The organism is Larkinella ripae (assembly GCF_054780775.1).
The window spans coordinates 254,760-273,412 of record NZ_BAAGVR010000022.1; the positions used below are offsets into that span (position 1 = coordinate 254,760).

At 55.7% G+C, this 18,653-nt stretch carries 15 protein-coding genes; 10 read left to right on the plus strand and 5 right to left on the minus strand.

All coding sequences use genetic code 11. From position 1 onward, the window contains the following. Positions 1 to 5 precede the first annotated feature (5 nt). The 3 genes from ACYVHX_RS13885 (at position 6) to ACYVHX_RS13895 (ending at position 3,653) form a co-directional block, all read left to right on the plus strand. Positions 6 to 1,502 (plus strand): DUF1501 domain-containing protein, encoded by a 1,497-nt coding sequence (locus ACYVHX_RS13885; protein ID WP_460672252.1) that lies wholly within the window; start codon positions 6 to 8, stop codon positions 1,500 to 1,502. A 19-nt stretch (positions 1,503 to 1,521) separates the two neighbouring features. Continuing rightward, positions 1,522 to 2,523, plus strand: coding sequence for a glycoside hydrolase family 43 protein (locus ACYVHX_RS13890; RefSeq protein ID WP_460672253.1), 1,002 nt, complete (start codon positions 1,522 to 1,524; stop codon positions 2,521 to 2,523). A gap of 197 nt (positions 2,524 to 2,720) precedes the next feature. Next, the gene (locus tag ACYVHX_RS13895) at positions 2,721 to 3,653 is read left to right on the plus strand and encodes a sugar phosphate isomerase/epimerase family protein (RefSeq protein WP_460672254.1); all 933 of its coding nucleotides are present in this window, start codon (positions 2,721 to 2,723) and stop codon (positions 3,651 to 3,653) included. A 191-nt stretch (positions 3,654 to 3,844) separates the two neighbouring features. Here ACYVHX_RS13895 and ACYVHX_RS13900 read toward each other — a convergent pair whose 3' ends face one another. The 3 genes from ACYVHX_RS13900 to ACYVHX_RS13910 all read right to left on the minus strand — a co-directional run bounded on the left by ACYVHX_RS13900 (position 3,845) and on the right by ACYVHX_RS13910 (position 6,376). Further along, positions 3,845 to 4,672, minus strand: coding sequence for a sensor histidine kinase (locus ACYVHX_RS13900; RefSeq protein WP_460672255.1), 828 nt, complete (start codon positions 4,670 to 4,672; stop codon positions 3,845 to 3,847). 12 nt (positions 4,673 to 4,684) lie between these two features. Continuing rightward, positions 4,685 to 5,389, minus strand: coding sequence for a PAS domain-containing protein (locus ACYVHX_RS13905; protein WP_460672256.1), 705 nt, complete (start codon positions 5,387 to 5,389; stop codon positions 4,685 to 4,687). Between the two features lie 117 nt (positions 5,390 to 5,506). Continuing rightward, positions 5,507 to 6,376: a helix-turn-helix domain-containing protein gene (locus tag ACYVHX_RS13910; RefSeq protein WP_460672257.1), complete on the minus strand. Its 870-nt coding sequence runs from the start codon at positions 6,374 to 6,376 to the stop codon at positions 5,507 to 5,509. A 116-nt stretch (positions 6,377 to 6,492) separates the two neighbouring features. Between ACYVHX_RS13910 and ACYVHX_RS13915 the strand changes: the two genes are divergently transcribed. From ACYVHX_RS13915 to ACYVHX_RS13935, 5 genes are read left to right on the plus strand one after another with little or no spacing between them, the layout of a single operon-like run. Further along, entirely contained in the window at positions 6,493 to 7,230 is a 738-nt protein-coding gene (locus ACYVHX_RS13915; RefSeq protein ID WP_460672258.1) for a 3-keto-disaccharide hydrolase, read from the plus strand. Continuing rightward, complete coding sequence (locus ACYVHX_RS13920) at positions 7,227 to 8,597, plus strand: Gfo/Idh/MocA family protein (protein WP_460672259.1); 1,371 nt, start codon at positions 7,227 to 7,229, stop codon at positions 8,595 to 8,597. The genes ACYVHX_RS13915 and ACYVHX_RS13920 overlap by 4 nt, the downstream gene beginning before the upstream one ends. A 13-nt stretch (positions 8,598 to 8,610) precedes the next feature. Beyond that, positions 8,611 to 9,507: a sugar phosphate isomerase/epimerase family protein gene (locus tag ACYVHX_RS13925; protein ID WP_460672260.1), complete on the plus strand. Its 897-nt coding sequence runs from the start codon at positions 8,611 to 8,613 to the stop codon at positions 9,505 to 9,507. 26 nt (positions 9,508 to 9,533) lie between these two features. Then, the gene (locus tag ACYVHX_RS13930) at positions 9,534 to 10,325 is read left to right on the plus strand and encodes a phytanoyl-CoA dioxygenase family protein (RefSeq protein WP_460672261.1); all 792 of its coding nucleotides are present in this window, start codon (positions 9,534 to 9,536) and stop codon (positions 10,323 to 10,325) included. Between the two features lie 60 nt (positions 10,326 to 10,385). Next, positions 10,386 to 11,189 (plus strand): sugar phosphate isomerase/epimerase family protein, encoded by an 804-nt coding sequence (locus tag ACYVHX_RS13935; RefSeq protein ID WP_460672262.1) that lies wholly within the window; start codon positions 10,386 to 10,388, stop codon positions 11,187 to 11,189. Between the two features lies 1 nt (position 11,190). Here the strand turns inward: ACYVHX_RS13935 and ACYVHX_RS13940 are convergent, their stop codons facing one another. After that, the gene (locus tag ACYVHX_RS13940) at positions 11,191 to 13,119 is read right to left on the minus strand and encodes a hypothetical protein (protein WP_460672263.1); all 1,929 of its coding nucleotides are present in this window, start codon (positions 13,117 to 13,119) and stop codon (positions 11,191 to 11,193) included. Between the two features lie 136 nt (positions 13,120 to 13,255). Between ACYVHX_RS13940 and ACYVHX_RS13945 the strand changes: the two genes are divergently transcribed. Both ACYVHX_RS13945 and uvrA read left to right on the plus strand, forming a co-directional pair. Continuing rightward, positions 13,256 to 14,350, plus strand: coding sequence for a 2Fe-2S iron-sulfur cluster-binding protein (locus ACYVHX_RS13945; protein WP_460672264.1), 1,095 nt, complete (start codon positions 13,256 to 13,258; stop codon positions 14,348 to 14,350). Between the two features lie 106 nt (positions 14,351 to 14,456). After that, a complete protein-coding gene (gene uvrA, locus ACYVHX_RS13950) occupies positions 14,457 to 17,357 on the plus strand; it encodes an excinuclease ABC subunit UvrA (protein WP_460672265.1) in 2,901 nt (966 codons plus the stop codon). 215 nt (positions 17,358 to 17,572) lie between these two features. On the opposite strand, the gene ACYVHX_RS13955 is transcribed toward uvrA, so the two are convergent. Beyond that, positions 17,573 to 18,538 carry a sterol desaturase family protein gene (locus ACYVHX_RS13955; RefSeq protein WP_460672266.1) on the minus strand — a complete coding sequence of 322 codons (966 nt, stop codon included), beginning with the start codon at positions 18,536 to 18,538 and terminating at the stop codon, positions 17,573 to 17,575. Between the last annotated feature and the right edge of the window lie 115 nt (positions 18,539 to 18,653).

An 18,653-nucleotide genomic window follows, 5' to 3' on the forward strand; every position in this document is an offset into this window, starting at 1 on the left:
TCCCGATGAAAAAATTACTCAGAGAACTTCAGGAAGCGGCCATACAGCGCGAAACCCGGCGGCATTTTTTGCACACCTGTTCAACGGGTCTGGGCGCGATGGCGCTGGGCTCCACCCTGACGAGCTGCGGTTTTTTTGATAAAAAGGAAGAAAACCGGGCGGTTGGTGCCCCGGTTTCCAACGAGCCGATGATGCCGCGTCCGTCGCAGTTTTCGCCGAAAGCCAAGCGGGTGATTTACATTCACATGGCCGGATCGCCCTCGCAACTGGAGCTGTTTGATTACAAGCCGGAGCTGCAGAAATACCACGGCAAAGACTGTCCGCAGGAGTTGCTGGAAGGCAAAAAGTTCGCCTTCATCCGGGGTGTGCCGAAGATGCTCGGACCGCAGGGCAAGTTTGCGCAGCACGGCCAGTCGGGCGCCTGGATTTCGGATTACCTGCCGCACCTGCAAACCGTGGCCGACGAGCTGACGTTCATCAAATCGATGCACACCGACCAGTTCAACCACGCCCCGGCGCAGTTGCTGATGCATACCGGCAACGCGCGCCTGGGCCGGCCCAGCATTGGCTCGTGGGTGACGTACGGTCTGGGGTCGGAAAATGATAATTTACCCGGTTTTATCGTGCTGGCGTCGGGTGGCAAACAGCCCGATGCGGGCAAATCGGTCTGGGGCAGCGGTTTTCTGCCGACGGTCTATCAGGGCGTTCAGTGCCGCACCGACGGCGACCCGGTTTTGTATGTTTCCGACCCGAAGGGCATGAACCGCGACATCCGGAAGCAAACCATCGACGCGATTAACGACATCAATCAGCAGCAGTACGATGATGTAAAAGATCCGGAAATTCTGACCCGGATTTCGCAGTACGAGATGGCGTTCAAAATGCAGATGTCGGTGCCCGACGCGATGGACATCAAGAGCGAGCCCAATTACATTCTAAAGGAATACGGGGTTGATCCCAACAAAGGCTCCTTTGCCCGTAATTGCCTGTTGTCACGGCGACTGATTGAGCGGGGGGTCCGGTTTGTGCAGCTGTTCGACTGGGGCTGGGACACGCACGGCACCAGCAAGGACGGTTCGATTGAAACCGGCTTGCGGGACAAGTGTACGGAGTCCGATCAGGCGGTAACGGCTTTGCTCAAAGACCTGAAACAACGCGGTTTGCTGGACGAAACGCTGGTGGTCTGGGGCGGTGAATTTGGCCGGACGCCCATGCAGGAAAACCGGGATGGCCAGACGCTGCCGTTCATGGGCCGCGATCACCACCTGGATGCCTTCACGGTCTGGATGGCCGGGGGCGGGGTAAAACGCGGGTTCAGCTACGGCGAAACCGACGACATTGGTTATTACGCAGCCAAAGACAAAGTGCACGTTCACGACCTTCAGGCCACGATTCTGCACCTGCTGGGTTTCGATCACACCAAGCTTACCTACCAGTTTCAGGGGCGTCCGTTCCGCTTAACGGACGTGGCCGGAAAAGTGGTCAAGCCGGTTTTGGCGTAGTGAGGTAACTTTTCGCGCCATGATTAAAAAAGCGTTTTTCCTGGCCCTCCTGCTACTGGGTACGCTGAACCCGGTTTTTTCGCAAAACCGGGAGCCTGTCATCCGGCAGGACGTGCCACTGGACTCCATTCGCCTGAGCGACCCGTGTATTCTGGCGGATAAAAACACGGCGACCTACTACATGACCGGTACGGGAGGCCGGTTGTGGAAAAGCAAAGATCTGAAAAAATGGACCGGTCCCTTTGCCGTTGCCCAGACTGATCCGGAATCCTGGATGGGCAAAAACCCGATGATCTGGGCCGCCGAACTGCACCTGTACAAGAATAACTACTACTACTTTGCGACCTTCACCAACCGGGCGGTGAAAATTGATACGGTCGGTGAGAACATCATCGAACGCCGGGCCAGCCATGTGCTGGTCAGCGACAAAGCCGAGGGGCCTTATGTCCCCATGAAAGACCCGACCTATCTGCCCGCCGACAAACCCACGCTGGATGGCACATTTTGGGTGGATACGGACGGAAAAACGTATATGGTGTATTGTTACGAATGGTTGCAAAACCTGAACGGAACCATTGAAAAAGTAGAGCTCAAGCCGGATTTAAGCGGCTCAGTCGGCGACGGAAAGCTGCTTTTTCGGGCCAGCGACAGTCCGTGGAGTCGGGAGAACACCAAAGACCGGATTGGTCCCAACAAAGTGACGGACGGCCCCTGGTTGTTCCGGACCGGAACCGGCCGGCTGGGCATGATCTGGACCAGTTGGGTTTATGATGTGTATACCCAGGGCGTTGCTTATTCGAAAAGCGGCACGCTGGATGGTCCCTGGGTCCAGGAAAAAGCGCCCATTACCCCACCGAATTTTGGTCATGGTATGCTGTTCCAGACCCTGGACGGCAAATGGCTGATGTCCGTGCATAGTCACAGAAGCGTCAATGGCCGGACCATCCGGTATCCGCATTTATTTGAAGTCGACTTTACGGGCGATAAACTGCTGGTCGGGAAGCCGTACACTCCTCACTGAAAATGAACGGTTTTTCGGCTCCGTCTTCGCAGCGGTAGCAAAAACTCAGCGGGACCGCTTCTCGCTTCCCATCAGACGGGTGAATTAATTCGGTATTAAAAAACGAAAAAATTAAATTATTCCTTCCTGCAAACTGGGCGTGCCTCCCTAAAATCTTGTATCATTGCGTAAAACAGACGGATTGATACGTGAAACACATGAATCGTAGAAATTTTCTTGGAAGTTCATTGGGCCTGAGCGCCCTCTCAGTGCTTGCGCTGAATGCCTGCAACAATTCGGGCTCCGACTCGAAAACCGGTTCCGACTCAACTGCCAGCGCCGGTGCAGCCGGGGAAGCAAAGACCAAAACCATCGGGCTGCAATTGTATACCCTCCGGGACGACATTCAGAAACAGGGCATCGAAGCCATTCTGGCGCAGGTGGCCAAATTGGGCTACAAGGAAGTGGAAAATTTTGGCTATAACGAAGGCAAGTTCTTTGGAAAAACGCCGGTCGAGTACCTGAAACTTCTGAAAGATAACGGCTTGTCGGCCCCGAGCGGCCATGCAGTAACGGGCCGGTCCAAGCAGATGGGGGCCACGGACGGCCTGACCCGCAACTGGCAGCGGCTGGTCGATGATGCGGCCGCGATTGGTCAGGAATACGTCGTGATTTCGTACCTGTTTCCCGACGAACGAAAACCGGATGATTATAAACAACTGATCGAGCTGCTTAGCAAAGGCGAAGAACCCGTGAAAAAAGCCGGGATGACGCTGGGGTATCACAACCACGATTTCGAGTTTACGGAACGGGTTGACAATCAGATGCCGTATGACCTGATTCTGAAAAATACGTCGGTGCAAATGGAAGTGGATCTGTACTGGATCACGAAAGCGGGCCAGAAACCCATTGATTATTTTGCCAAATACCCGGGGCGTTTTCCGCTCTGGCACGTCAAGGACATGGCCAAAACGCCCGAACAGGAATTTGCCGAAGTCGGCACCGGCTCGATTGATTTTGGGGCGCTGTTTGCGCAGGCCGACGAAGCGGGTCTAAAACACTATTTTGTAGAGCAGGACATCTGCAAACGCCCTCCGCTGGAAAGCATCAAAATGAGCATCGACTACATTCAGAAGGAAAGCTGGGGATAAAAAGCGAGTCCGTTACCAATTTCAGGAACCCTAAAAAAGCCCGGATCACTGATCCGGGCTGGTTCTGATAGAGACGGTAAGTGGACAAGAGCGCACGGTTTCTTCACGAAAAGTACGGAATCCGGTTCCGTGTCCGTAGCCTTAGAAGCCACCTGAACCGGTTTTCTACTGACCGAATCTATTTTGTTCGCTTAAGCGGGGAAATACACCTCAAAAACAGCGCCCTGCCCCGGTTTTCCGATGGCGGTAATGGCTCCACCGTGATTTTCGATCACCCGCTGGCAAATGGCCAGCCCAATGCCCGTGCCTGCGTATTCGTTCTGGGTGTGCAATCGCTGAAACATCTGGAAAATCCGTTCGGCATTTTTGGGGTCAAACCCAATGCCGTTATCCGCCACGGCAATCCGATAAAACCGGGTTGCGGTCGGATGACCGGGCAGCACCGAAGCGGGCAGGTCGGCCCGGGCCATCAGCAGACACCGGATCGTCACCACCGCTGGCACGTCCGGACGCCGGAATTTAAGCGAATTACTGAGCAGGTTCTGAAACAGTTGTCCCAGCTCGACGGAATCGCCGGTGACTATGGGCAGGCTATCGACCTCAATCGCAGCGCCGGTTTCCTGAATCAGCGGGTCCAGATCGCTGATGGCTTCGGCGATCACGTTTGACAGGGTAACGGGCTTCAGTTCGTGGGGTTGCGTGGTGATTCGGGAGTACATCAGCAAGTCCTGAATCAGGCTGGACATCCGCTGGGTAGCCGCGTTGAGTCGCTGAAGAACATCCCGGGCTTCCGGTTTTAAATCCGGGCCGTACTGCGTGGTCAGTAAATTTCCGAACGACTGGATTTTGCGGAGTGGAGCCTGTAAATCGTGGCTGGCCACGTAGGCAAAGGTTTGCAGGCTCTGGTTGGAGCGTTGCAGGGCCTCATTCTTCTGCTGCAGTTCGCTTTCGGTTTTTTTCTGGTCCGTAATGTTCATAAACGTCACCACAATTCCGTCGCCCTGCTTCACCGCCGACACCTCGAACCAGCCTTACAGGCCTACATCATCGCGGTAGTAACTGATGCTGCTTTCCGGCTGACCGGTTTCGGTTACCCGTACATAGAGGTCAAAAAAACCGTTGTCCACATTCCCCGGGAACACCTCCAGCAGTTGCCTGCCTTCCACCTGCTCGGGCGTCATGTTATTGCTCCGCAACACGGCTTTGTTAGACATCACCATCAAAAAGTCAATAACGTTTCCCTGCTCATTCCGCACGGCTGTCATGTAGAAAATACTGCTGATGGAGGCATCCAGGGTGGTTCGCAATTGATACGTCTGCGCTTCGAGGGCGAGCTGGCTCTGTTTGGCGGCCGTAATGTCGGTAAAGGTGACAATCACCGAATCACCAAACCTGCTGATCCACAGATCGAACCACCCCTGAATCCCGTCGGCGAAGTAAGCCAGTTCGGGCACCCGAAGCGGTTCGCCGGTGGTCAATACCTGCCGGTAGAAACCCGGTAAATCAGTGTTTTCAGTCTGCGGGAAATAAGTCCGATAACTCCTGCCCAGGAGTTGCTCCGGTGACCGACCTAAAATGGCGGCCCCTGCCGCGTTGACAAACGCAAAACGAAAGTCTGAAAATTGTCCGGTTTCGTCGTAAACCGCATCAAATACGACCACGCCGGTTTGGCTGTTCGCAACAATCTGGTAGAAAAGAGGAGTATTTTCAGAATACTTCGTCGTAGAAACGCTCATAGAATCAATCGCTGTCGGTCGTTGGTATAAACAGACACACTTACTTAATTGTTAGAATCAGAATTCAAGTCTTAACGCAGGCCCACGCGCCCGGCGTTCAGCCGTCTCTGCCAGGGGCTAGACCGCGCGCAACTGTTGCCGAAAACGGGCGGGCGTTATTCCCTGCTTTTTCCGAAAAGCCTGCACAAAATAAGAAACATTTTCAAATCCGGCCTGCTCGCTCACGAGCGTAATGCTTTCGTCGGATCGGGTCAGCAGATCACAGGCATACCGGATGCGCAGATCAGTAACAAACTGCGTCATGGTCTGGCCCATCTGGGATTTGAAATACCGGCAAAAAGCCGCCGGGTTCATGTTGGCTAGTTCGGCAATGTCGGACAAAGAAAACGGCGCATCGACCCGCTGCATCAGGTGACCGATTACCCGGCTGAGCCGCTCGCTTTGCCGGATGAGCTGCTGGCTGGGCACGTAGGTCGGTGAAATGGGCTCCACGGCTTCGGAGCGCGCAATCTGATCGAGAATGTGCAGCAGCGACGTCAACTGAATCAACCCCTCCTGCTCCACCAGTCTTTCCAGTTGGCGGCCCACCTCGGCCCGCAACGGATCCAACAGCTTCAGACCCACGCCCGCGCGGCTGAGCAGGCGGTGAATCGGTTTGGTTTCGGGCATTTCCCAGAAGGTCTCCCCCGCAAAATGGGGCGCAAACCGCACCACAATGGCTTCTGCCGGGCGGCTGTTTCCGCCTTCCGAATAAACCGCATCGTTTTTCCAGTAGTGCGGCAGATTCGACCCCAGCAAAATAATTTCGCCCGCCGAAAACCGCTCAATGCTGTGGCCGATAAACCGCATTCCGGCGCTGCTCACCACGTAATTCAGCTCGATTTCCGGGTGAAAATGCCAGGGATTGGTAAAAAAGGCAAGCCGTTCGTGCCGCAGATCGAACGAGCGGTACGGTTGTTGGGGAACGAGCAGACGGTCGGGACGCATGGAAACGGATTAATTTGCAGGTATTCTATCAGGGATACGACGAGGTGCAAATTACGTGATAAAACTGGCAAATCACCTATCAGAAAAATGAAAGAAAATAGCCGTTTTTTGCTGTTATGAATTCGATTATTCCTAAACTCTTTTTGTTCTGTTCCAGCTTGCTAACCCTGAATGCCGTTGCGCAGTCCGCCAATACGCTCAGTTCCGCTGAGCGCAAGGCGGGCTGGCAGCTGCTTTTTGACGGAAAAACCACCACGGGCTGGCGGGGTGCCTACGCCGGGCAGTTTCCGGCCAAAGGCTGGGTGGTGAAAGACGGCGAACTGCGGGGCGAACTGCACGAAGGGGCCGAGTCGGGTGATGCCGGCGACATTGTGACCCTTAAAAAATACCGCAATTTCGAATTTGCCTTCGACTGGAAACTGGGCAAAGGCGGCAACAGCGGGGTCAAGTACTTTATTGAAGAACGCCAGCCCAAACCGGCCAGAGGGTCGCAGGCGGGGTACGAATACCAGTTGATCGACGATGCCGATTATATTTATAACGATAAGCACCTGCCCGCCGACCTTAAAACCGCTTCGATCTACGACGTGGTGGCCGCCGACAAACCCGATGTGACGCTGGGGCAGTGGCACCAGTCGCGCATTGTGGTCAACAACAACCGGATCGAACACTGGCTCGACGGGGTGAAAGTGCTGGTAGCTGACCGCACCTCCGATGCGTTCCGGCAGGGTGTAACCGACAGTAAATTCAAGGATTACGCGGGTTTTGCCCAGATTCCGGAAGGCCACATTCTGCTCCAGGATCACGGCCACAGCGTCGCGTTTCGGAACCTGAAAATCAAGCCTTTGCCATGAACCGCCGTCACTTCCTGAAATCCGGTTTTGCTGCGGCCGGCACGGCTTCGGCCTTTGGCGTACCCACGCTCGTGCCCGCAACGGTATTTGGCAAAAAAGCCCCGTCCAACCGGATTACGGTCGGCCTGATTGGCACCGGTCGGCAGGGCTACGGCCAGAATTTGCAGGGTACCGATCTGAGCGGTCTGGGCGTACGCATTCCGGGCTGGCTCGACCTGCCCGATGCCCAGGTGGTGGCGGTTTGCGATGTGGATAGCTGGCGGCTGGACAAAGCCCGGAAAACCGTCGACGGTCATTACGCCAAAAAAACGGCCACCGGCAACTACAAAGGCTGCTCGGCCCACCGCGACTTTCGGGAGATCATCGCCCGCAAAGACATCGACGCCGTGATGATTTCGACGCCGGATTTCTGGCACGTACCGATGGGGATTCTGGCGGCCAAGGCCAAAAAACACATCAGTTGCGAAAAACCGCTCAGCATGAGCGTCCACCAGGGCCGGGCGCTGGTCGATGCGCTGAAAAAATACGGGGTTGTCAACCGGACGGACAGCGAATTCCGCTCCATTCGCCCCCAGAATCAGGCCGTCGAGCTGGTCCGGAACGGCCGCATCGGCACCTTGCAAAAAATCGAGATTTCGTTTCCCGCCGACCCGCCCCCGGTTCCGGCGCAGGCCGATATGCCCATTCCCAAAGAGCTGGACTATGACCTGTGGCTGGGGCCGATGCCGTACGTTCCCTACACCGACATGCGGGTTCACACGCCCTTCGACATGGGCAAACGCCCGAACTGGATGCGGATCGACACCTACGCGCAGGGCATGATTGCCAACTGGGGCGCCCACTATTTTGACATGGCGCAGTGGGCCAACAACAGCGAATATTCGGGGCCGGTGGAAATTGAAGGCAAAGGCGAGTTTCCGAAAAGTCTGTGGAACTCCATGATCAACTTCACGGTGACGTACCGCTACGCCAACGGCGTCGAAATGACCTGCCAGCAGTCGCCGACCAGCAAACCGGCTATCAAATACATCGGTTCAGAAGGCTGGATTCTGGTCGACAATTACCCCGGTGTGATCAGCTGCAGCCATCCGGCGCTGCTCACGTCCAAACCGTCGGGTCAGGAACTGGATCTGTCGAAAACGCTCTGGGACAAAACCGACTTTGTGGAAGCCGTTAAAACCGGGCGCAAAACGCTGGAACCGATTGAAACCGGCCACCGCACCATTTCGATTTCGCAGATTGGCCTGATTGCCTGCCAGATCAACGAGAAATTAAGCTGGAATCCGGAAAAAGAACTGTTTGTGGGCAACAACGCGGCCAATGCCCTGCTGGCGGCTCCGCTGGCCCGGAAAGAATGGGTGATGTAACCCCAACCCGACCATGAAAAAGATCGCTTCGCTGTTTGTTCTGCTGCTGTTGAGCGGGTACGGTTTTGCGCAGCGCAGCCCGAAGAACCATTTTTTTGTGCTGCACAACGCCATCCGGGGCGATTCGACCTATAAAACTTTTGATCAGCAGGTGGCTTTCATCAAAAGCCTCGGTTTCGACGGCGTGGAGATTAACCAGCTCGATTCGTTCGACGGCATGAAAGCGGCTTTGGATAAACACCAGTTTACCGGCTCTTATTTTTACATCAAAATTGACCTGGACGCGCCCCTGGATGCGCGCATCGAACCCGCCATCCGGGCCCTGAAAGGCAGCAAAACCGTGTTGGCACCTTACCTGGTCAGCGACAAAAAGCGGTTTACGGCCCCCTCGGCGCAGGCCGATTCCATGGCCGTACGGTCCATCGGCCACCTGGCCGACTGGGCCAAAAGTGCTGATTTGCCGGTAGCCATCTATCCGCACCTTGGCTTTTACGTCGAACGGGTCGACCACGCCCTGCAACTCGTGCGGCAGATCGACCGGCCGCAGGTGGGCCTGACCTTCAACCTCTGCCATTGGCTGGCCACCACGCCCCAGGCCCACCGGGGCGACTGGAAAGGCACGCTGAGAACCCTGAAACCGCACCTGAAAATGCTTACCATCAGCGGAGCGAACGACGTGGATGCCCAGAAAATGGACAACGGCCCGACCGGCATCTGGAACCAGTATATTCTGCCGCTGGGAACCGGCTCGTTCGACACCTACGAACTGCTGCGCTACACGGTTCAGGACCTGAATTTTCGGGGACCGATCGGGGTGCAGTGCTACGCCATGAAGGGCGACAAACCCACCAACTTACGCAACACGATGGCCGTTTGGCAACAGTATAAAAACCGGCTGGCCCACCGTTAACCTTTCCGCCCTTATCCTTTTTTTCCATGACATTCACCAACAATCACCTCCAGACCTACCAGCGCGACGGGTACGTCATTGTGCGCAATCTGTTTTCCGAAGCGGAAGTAGAGCGGCTTTACGACATTGCCGTGGGCGACGAAGTGCTGAACAGCAAAACCTACGACCGGGTCGATGCGTCGGGGATGAAAACCCGGCTGGCGCTCTGGTATACGCTGGACGACAGTTTATACAGCAAATTTGCCCGCTCGGCCCGGATTCTGGAGGGCGTCGAGCGGATTCTGGGCGGCACGGCGGCCCATTATCATTCCAAGCTGATGCAGAAAGAACCGCGCACGGGCGGGGCCTGGGAATGGCATCAGGATTACGGCTACTGGTATAAAAACAACGGTTTTCTGTTTCCCGACATGCTCTCGGTGCTAACGGCGCTCACCCCCGCAACGAAGGAAAACGGCTGTCTGCAAATGATCAAAGGCTCGCACAAAATGGGCCGCGTCGAACACGGTTTTACCGGCGAACAGGTGGGGGCGGATCAGGAAAAAGTAGACCAGGCCCTGAAGATCATGCCGCTGGAATACCTCGAAATGGGCCCCGGCGACACGGCTTTTTTCCACTGCAATACGCTGCACGCTTCGGCGGCCAACCGGTCCGACAAACCGCGCTGGTCGATCATCACGGCGTATAATCTGGCGAGCAACAAACCGTACAAAGACGTCCACGAAAGTAGTTACACGCCCATTGAGCCTTATGCGGGTGATTTACTGGCCGAAAACGAAGCCGGTATTTCGGAGACGGCTGATTTTCTGGTGAAGAAATAAAAGCGACAAAATCAGCGCGTTATTTTCTTCTCTTGTCTCACCTCACTGGTCCGTAAAACCATGACCATTCAATTTTTTGCACCCGCCTGGGGAAATACCCTGCCCTTCGACCTGTTCTGCCGGAACGTGAAAGAAGCTGGTTATGATGGGGTTGAAATGGCCCTGCCGTTTGAGGAAGCCGAAAAAACCGCCCTGCTGGAAAGTCTGGCAAAATACGGTTTAAAGCTGATCGGTCAGTACTGGCAGTCGCTCGAAACTGACCCCGACGAACACGCCCGGAATTACGAAAAGTACCTGCGCCACCTGAGTTCGGCCCAACCGCTGTTCATCAATTGCCAGACCGGGAAAGATTTTTATTCATTCGAGCAGAACCAACGGCTTTTTGCCCTGGCCGATCGGGTTTCGGCCGAAACCGGGGTGCGAATCACGCACGAAACGCACCGGGGCAAGGCGCTGTTTGCGGCCCACATCACCCGCGGTTATTTAGAGAAATTGCCCGAAATCCGGCTGGCACTCGACATATCGCACTGGTGCAACGTCCACGAATCACTGCTTGAGAATCAACCAGAAGCCGTTCAACTGGCCATTCAGCATACCGACCACATTCACAGCCGGGTCGGGCACCCCGAAGGTCCGCAGGTCAATGACCCCCGCGCGCCGGAATGGGCCGAAACCCTGGACGCCCACTTGGCCTGGTGGGACCAGGTCGTTGCCCGTCATCGGGCGCAAAAAACCGTATTGACCGTCACCACCGAGTTTGGCCCCGCGACCTACCTGCCGGTTTTGCCCTACACCCAGATGCCCGTTGCCAGCCAGTGGGACATCAATGTTTTTATGCTGAATCTGCTCAAAGCGCGGTATTGACTTAATTTTGCTCCACGGTCACCTTTGCCCTTCCCATCGCCATTCCCAGGCCGCAGGAACTGTTTAAGGACGTAACCGTGTACTCGGTGGAGGTGGTTGGCGCGACCGTCAGCACGTACGGATTGAGAAACGTACCGTTCACTTTCGTGCCGTCGGAAAGCACAAACGACCAGGGTGGCAAGCCGTTTTTGAAAGCCACCCGTACTTTGGAAGTCTGCCCGGGCCGGATCGTGCCCACGCCCGCGACCACTGCCTGACTGACATTCGGAGCCATCACTTTAAGGGTCGTTTCAGAACCGGCCACGGCCGGGCTGGTCGATGCCACGCGCAACCGCACCGTATTGAGCGTATCTTTCAGATAAGCCGGACTGATCACCGATTTCAGTACCCCGTCTTTGTAAGTCGTGGGCAGGTTGACAAACCGCCCGCTGGTGTCGGCCACCTGCACGATGTATTTGTTGTTGGCGTAAAACCGCCCGCCAGTCGTAAACGGCACCGTAATTTCCGCGCCGTGGCAGATCGTGCGGGCCGACAAGTTCCCGGTTGCGATGGTCGAAGGCGGAATATTCACCTTCACAAACGCCCGGCCACTGTATTCGCCAACCCCGCAGGCGCCCCCCGCCGAGGTGATGGCATAGGGCGTCGGGTTATTCGGACTTAGGCGGATGGTGTGCGGACTTTTGGTAATGTTGTTTTCGTAGGTTCCGTCCGACAGCAAAACGAACCACGGCCCTCCTCCCCCGAAATCAACGGTCAGCTCAGCGGTTTTTCCTTCATCAACCCGAACCGTATCGTTCCGCAAAACCGCCACGGCCTGAGCCGCCACCGTCAGCGTTTCGGCGTTGCTGCTGATCGAGGGCAGCGTAGACATCACCCGGATTTTGTAGGCGTTGCGGGGCGAAACGCCGTAGGGCAAGCGGGCCACCAGCGGGCTGGCCGTTCCGGAAGCAGAAATCGTGGTCCAGTTGCCGGTCGAATCGGTTAGTTGCACCACAAAACCGTTCCCGGCCTGGTATTTCCCCGTGGCCGTAAAGGCCACCTGAAACGGCGTTCCGGTACAAATTCGAAAACCGCCGTTCGGTGCTTTGACGGCAATCTCCGGGTTCGGATTCTCGTTGACGTTGACAATAATTTCGCCCGCCACCGTACCGCTGCCGCAGGGGCCACTCACGTTGACTACCTTGTAAATCGTTGGCTTATCCGGCGTTACGGTTACCTCGTAGGGCGTCGTCATCGTGTTCTGCACCCTGGTTCCGTCCGACAGCAGGAACGACCACGGGCCGTGCCCGCTCAAAGCGACACGGAAGGTGGCGGGTTGCCCCGGCAAAACCGTCACGGCATTGCTGCCATCGGGGAGTTCGATGCGGGCGGTGGGCGCGGGCAAAACCCGGAGCGCCCTGGCGGTGCCGCTGACCACGGGATTGGTGGAAGCCACCCGCAAACTATACCGGCTGCCGGCCGCCGTACTGACCGGAATGACGCCCGCCAGGGTGCCGTTACCGAACGGCCCGGCTTTGGCGGGTTCGCTCAGGTTCGTCACTTTTCCGGCCGCATCGACCAGTTGCAGGACAAACTGGTTATCCGGCGAAAACCGCCCGCCCGACGACGTATACGGCACCGAAACCGGCGATCCGGCACAAACTGCCAGGCCGTTCAGGTCGCCCGTCACCACTTCCGGCAGCGCCACCTTATGGCTGTCAGCCTGAGCGCGCAGGGCCGCCGAGTCGATCCGCATCGTGGTGTCACGCTGGAAAATGGCTCTGTAGGCGCTGTCTTTCAGGTACTTTTCAATCAGGGTATCCTTCCGAATTTCAATCAGGGTATCCGCCCGGGCCATCCGCGGATCGGTTCTTTTGCCGACTCCCGACGCGCCAATGGCGATCATTCCAACCACCCCCAAAACGATACTCAATACGGTAAACTTATTCATGCAACTGCGGTTTCAACGTCAAACGTGATGCTCTTTCCCTCCAAGTTAACGAACTTTGCGCAACCCGTTTTCAAAACAAAGTTCGCTAACTATAACGGAAAGTTGGCAAACCCTAGTACAAAGGTAACACGCTCGCATGAACGAGGAATTGATTCAGCTTCAGGTAACGGAAATAATTCCGGAAACCGCCGACACCAAGACGCTTCTTTTGCAACCGGCCGACGGGCGAACGGTTCCGTACCGCGCGGGTCAGTTTCTGACGCTGCTGTTTCATCCCCCCGGCGAAGCGTCGCCCGGCCACCAAGTCCGCCGGTCGTATTCGCTGAGTTCGGCGCCGGGCGACGCTTCGCCGGGCGACGCTTCAAAACCGCTTCGTCTGACGATTAAACGGGTGCAGAACGGCGAAATTTCCCGCTTTCTGCTCGATCATTTGCGCGTGGGCGATACGCTCACCAGTTTGCCCCCCGCCGGCCGGTTTACGCTGGAAACCGATCCTGACCAGCAACGCGATCTGGTGCTGATCGGGGCCGGAAGCGGGATTTCGCCCTTGTACGGTATTTTGCAACAGGCTTTGCAGGAGGAGCCCAACAGCCACATTACGCTGCTCGATTGCAACACCAGCGAACAGACGATTATTTTTTACGCCCAGCTGGAAGCGCTGAGAAAGCAATATCCGGACCGGTTTCAATTGATTCATCTGCTGAGCCAGCCGTCGGACCACTGGCAGCAAACCGGTACCATCCGGCGGGGTCGGCTGAACAACTGGCTGCTGGAAACGATGCTTCCCGAACTGCTCCGGTTTGAGCGGGCGAAAGCGCTCTGGTACGTTTGCGGGCCGTTTTCGTTTATGCGGATGGTGCAGTTTACGCTGGTTTATGCCGGTATTCCGCTTGACCACATCCGAAAAGAGAATTTTGTCATTGAACCCGTTACGCGCACGCCACCGCCCGAACTGGCCCGTGACCACCGGATGCTGCTGCGGTTTCGCGGTACGGAATACGACATCGACGTACCGGCTTACAAATCCATGCTGCAAGCCGCGCTGGATCACGGCATTCCGTTGCCGTACAGTTGCAAAGGGGGGCGGTGTTCGAGTTGCGCCGGGCGTTTGAAAGCGGGGCAGGTGCACATGACCATTAACGACGTGCTGACGGAACGCGATCTGGGCAATGGCTGGGTGCTGACCTGCACGGGCTATCCGGCCAGCGAGGGGGTGGTGCTCGACGTCTGATTCCGGCCCGGTTTTTCCCGCCCGATCCATTCCCTCTTTTAGTTTGGGGGGTCCGAAACTTCATCACTTTATTTTCTGTTAGCGTTTAGAATAAGGTCTTCACAACGTGACAGAAAACAACATCGCCCGCAACACCGGGCTTACCGACATTGATTTAACGGGCTACGAGCAGATTGAGGTATTGGGCGCCCGCGAACACAACCTGAAAAATATTGATGTTGCCATCCCCCGCAACAAGCTGGTGGTGGTAACCGGCATCAGCGGCAGCGGCAAATCCTCGCTGGCGTTTGATACCATTTATGCCGAAGGCCAGCGCCGGTACATGGAAAGCTTTTCGGCCTACGCCCGCTCGTTTATCGGCAACATGGAACGGCCCGATGTGGACAAGATCAACGGGCTGAGTCCGGTGATTTCCATTGAGCAAAAAACCACCTCCAAAAACCCGCGCTCGACGGTCGGCACCACGACGGAGATTTACGATTTTCTGCGGCTTTTGTACGCCCGCGCCGGGGAAGCGTTTTCGTACGTAACGGGCCGGAAAATGGAGCGGCAGTCGCAGGATCAGATCATCGATTCGATTCTGACGCATTACGCCGGAAAAAAACTGACGCTGCTGGCCCCCATCGTGAAAGGTCGGAAGGGACATTACCGCGAACTGTTCGTTCAGATTGCCAAACTGGGTTACGCCAAGGTGCGCGTTGACGGGGCCGTGCAGGACATTGTGCCGAAAATGCAGCTCGACCGCTACAAGGTGCACGATATCGAGATTGTGATCGACCGGGTTGTTCCCAAACCGGAAGACCGGTATCGCTTAAGTCAATCCGTGCAAACGGCCTTGAAGCAGGGCAAGGGGGCCATGCAGATTCTGGACGAGAAAAATCAGTTAACCTATTTTTCGCAGAACCTGATGGATCCCGAATCGGGCATCAGCTACGACGAACCGTCGCCCAACACGTTTTCGTTCAACTCACCCTACGGTTCCTGCCCGGTTTGCAACGGGTTGGGCGTCATCGAAGAAATTACGGAAGAGTCGGTTATTCCGGATAAATCACTGAGCATCAGCCGGGGCGCCATTGCTCCGCTGGGCGAATACCGCGAACTCTGGTTTTTCCGGGAGATTGAGGTCATTCTGAAAAAATACAAACTAAGCCTGACGACGCCGGTCGAGAAATATCCGCCGGAGTTGCTGCACGCGCTGCTCTACGGAACGGAAGAAGATGCCACGATGCCATCGAAGAAATTTCCGGGCCAGGATTACTACAACTTCAAGTTCGAGGGTGTCATCACGTTTCTGAAACGGCAGCAGGAAACGGCGGATTCGGCGGGACGCTCCGATAAGATTCAGGAATGGCTCCGGGATTTTACGGTCGTGAAAACCTGCCCCGAATGCGAAGGCGCCCGTTTAAAGAAAGAATCGCTGTTTTTCCGGATCGATACCAAAAACATTTCCGAGCTGGCCCGGATGGACATTACCGAACTGGCGGTTTGGATGACGGATCTGGAAAACCGCCTGTCGGATCGTCAGAACGTCATTGCCAAGGAAATTTTGAAAGAAATCCGCAAGCGCATCGGTTTTCTGCTCGACATTGGGCTGGACTATCTCATGCTCGACCGGCCGCTGCGGACGCTTTCCGGTGGTGAAGCCCAGCGCATCCGGCTGGCCACGCAGATTGGCACCCAACTGGTTGGCGTTCTGTATATTATGGACGAACCGAGCATTGGCCTGCACCAGCGCGATAACGTCAAACTGATCGATTCGCTGAAGAATCTCCGGGATCTGGGCAACACGGTTCTGGTCGTTGAGCACGACAAGGACATGATGCTCGAGTCGGATTTCATTCTGGACATTGGTCCCGGCGCGGGTCGGCACGGCGGTCAGGTGGTGGGCTCCGGCACCCCCGAGCAGTTTTTGCAAAACGGCAGCACGACGGCGGCTTACCTGAGCGGCCGCCGGGCCATCGAAGTCCCGAAAGAACGCCGGAAAGGCAACGGTAATCAGCTCATCATCAAGGGCGCCACGGGTCATAATCTGAAGAATGTAACGCTGAAGTTACCGTTGGGACAAATGGTGACCATCACGGGCGTGTCGGGCAGTGGCAAGTCGTCGCTGGTTCACGAAACGCTGTTCCCGGTTTTAAACAAGCATTTTTATAAGTCGAAACGCGAAGCCCTGCCGTTCAAATCCGTCGAGGGACTGGAGCAACTGGACAAGGTGATTGAGGTAGACCAGTCGCCGATTGGCCGGACGCCCCGCTCCAACCCGGCGACCTACACGGGCATGTTTTCCGATATCCGCAGCCTTTTCGCCGAACTGCCCGAAGCCAAAATCCGGGGCTATAAACCGGGGCGGTTTTCGTTCAACGTCAAGGGCGGTCGTTGCGAAGAATGCGAAGGCGCCGGAATGAAGAAAATTGAGATGGAGTTTTTGCCGGACGTACACGTGATGTGCGAAACCTGCAAGGGCAAACGCTTCAACCGCGAAACACTGGAGGTCCGTTTCAAAGGCAAATCCATCGCCGATGTGCTGGACATGACCGTGGAGCAGGCGCTGGAATTTTTCACCAGCCAGCCGAAGATTCTGCGCAAAGTCCAAACCCTGAACGACGTGGGTCTGGGTTACATCACGCTGGGTCAGCATGCCACTACGCTGTCGGGGGGCGAAGCGCAACGGGTGAAACTGGCCGAAGAACTGTCGAAAAAGGACACGGGCAAAACCATGTACATCCTCGACGAACCCACCACCGGACTCCATTTTCAGGACATTTCGCATTTGCTGGATGTGCTCAACAAGCTGGCCGACCGGGGCAATACGGTTTTAATTATCGAACACAACCTCGATGTAATCAAGGTTTCGGATCACCTCATCGATATGGGCCCGGAAGGCGGGAACAAAGGCGGCCAAATCATTGCCGAAGGAACGCCCGAGAAAGTAGCGAAGGTCAAGGGCAGTTATACCGGCAAATTTCTGGCGGTGGAGTTGGCTGCGGGTGGAAAAACCAAGGTCTAAACCTAGGTTGGCAGAACGAGCGCGTTACATTGTGATCAAACATATCATTTATCAGCCCGCGGTTTAAAACCGTGGGCTGATAACGCGCTTATTCTGGATAATCCACAAACCGTTAAAACGGTTTTTCATTCCCTCACCCTCCGGCATCACCAATCCGTGATGGACATAAACCGCTTGTATTTACCGGCAAACGTCATTTTTTGGTGGTGTTCTTCTTACTCGGTCACTTCAGACGGGGCCGCCTGGAGCTTTTCTACTTCAGGAAACTCATCCGCAATCCGGTTCAGGCTTGACTGGACCGTGCTCAACCCCAGTTCCTGACGCATTCCTTCGGCCGTCAGGCTCCGGCCGTCGTGGCTCCAGCCCGGCGGGGCCAGCAGGTATTTTATTTTCTGGGCCAACGGACCGGGTATACGAAGGTCTGAAAGCAGTTTCTTCCACTCGTGTAGCACCAGATTGCTCGGCGAGTGGTCGGTTAGATTCGTGGTCAGGCCGTAGCGAACCGGATCCGCCGGAACTTCTTCCGCGAACGTACCAAACAGGCGGTCCCAGACGATCAGCATCATGCCCATGTTCCGGTCGAGATACCGGACATTCGAAGCGTGGTGAACCCGGTGGTGAGCAGGCGTCACCAGAAACCACTCCAGAAAACCGAGTCGGCCAACGTATTGGGTATGAACGATAATGCCGTAAATTTGCGTCGCTGAGTACATGAAAACAATGTCTTCTGCCCGAAAACCGAGCCACGCCAGCGGCAGGAAATAAACAAACCGGTAGAGCGGCTGGAACACCGAAGACCGGAATCCCACGGTTAGGTTAAATTCTTCGGAGGAATGATGCGTGACATGAATCGCCCAGAACAAACGACAGTAGTGATCGACCCGGTGCAGCCAGTAAAAAGCAAAATCCTCCAGAATTAACAGCGTTCCCCAGTACAGCCAGGGATTGGTGATTTCGGTAATGCGGTATTGGTACACCCCGACCAGCACGCCCACGTAAAAGCCCCGAACCAGTAGGTCAAGGCTCATGTTGAGCAGCGTCAGGTAGCAATTTTGCAGAATCCCCTTAACGGAATAATACGATTTGTGCTGAAGATAGCTAAAAAGGACCTCCGCTCCGATGACAAGAGCATAGAGTGGAGTAGAAATCAGCAAGAGCAGAGATTCCCGGTATTCAACCATTTTCTTACGTTACGATGACTACATCGCAAGTTACGGCACTGGCAGGCGGTTCGTATTGGTTTTAGGATTAGAAATAAATTAAAAATGAATTCTAATCGTCGAAAATTACAAAATC

What these genes read in the sequence shown, in the direction of transcription:
- ACYVHX_RS13885 (WP_460672252.1), top strand. Translation starts at nt 6, where the DNA reads ATGAAAAAATTACTCAGAGAACTTCAGGAAGCGGCCATACAGCGCGAA.
- ACYVHX_RS13890 (WP_460672253.1), top strand. Translation starts at nt 1,522, where the DNA reads ATGATTAAAAAAGCGTTTTTCCTGGCCCTCCTGCTACTGGGTACGCTG.
- ACYVHX_RS13895 (WP_460672254.1), top strand. Translation starts at nt 2,721, where the DNA reads ATGAATCGTAGAAATTTTCTTGGAAGTTCATTGGGCCTGAGCGCCCTC.
- ACYVHX_RS13905 (WP_460672256.1), bottom strand. Translation starts at nt 5,389, where the DNA reads ATGAGCGTTTCTACGACGAAGTATTCTGAAAATACTCCTCTTTTCTAC.
- ACYVHX_RS13910 (WP_460672257.1), bottom strand. Translation starts at nt 6,376, where the DNA reads ATGCGTCCCGACCGTCTGCTCGTTCCCCAACAACCGTACCGCTCGTTC.
- ACYVHX_RS13915 (WP_460672258.1), top strand. Translation starts at nt 6,493, where the DNA reads ATGAATTCGATTATTCCTAAACTCTTTTTGTTCTGTTCCAGCTTGCTA.
- ACYVHX_RS13920 (WP_460672259.1), top strand. Translation starts at nt 7,227, where the DNA reads ATGAACCGCCGTCACTTCCTGAAATCCGGTTTTGCTGCGGCCGGCACG.
- ACYVHX_RS13925 (WP_460672260.1), top strand. Translation starts at nt 8,611, where the DNA reads ATGAAAAAGATCGCTTCGCTGTTTGTTCTGCTGCTGTTGAGCGGGTAC.
- ACYVHX_RS13930 (WP_460672261.1), top strand. Translation starts at nt 9,534, where the DNA reads ATGACATTCACCAACAATCACCTCCAGACCTACCAGCGCGACGGGTAC.
- ACYVHX_RS13935 (WP_460672262.1), top strand. Translation starts at nt 10,386, where the DNA reads ATGACCATTCAATTTTTTGCACCCGCCTGGGGAAATACCCTGCCCTTC.
- ACYVHX_RS13940 (WP_460672263.1), bottom strand. Translation starts at nt 13,119, where the DNA reads ATGAATAAGTTTACCGTATTGAGTATCGTTTTGGGGGTGGTTGGAATG.
- ACYVHX_RS13945 (WP_460672264.1), top strand. Translation starts at nt 13,256, where the DNA reads ATGAACGAGGAATTGATTCAGCTTCAGGTAACGGAAATAATTCCGGAA.
- ACYVHX_RS13955 (WP_460672266.1), bottom strand. Translation starts at nt 18,538, where the DNA reads ATGGTTGAATACCGGGAATCTCTGCTCTTGCTGATTTCTACTCCACTC.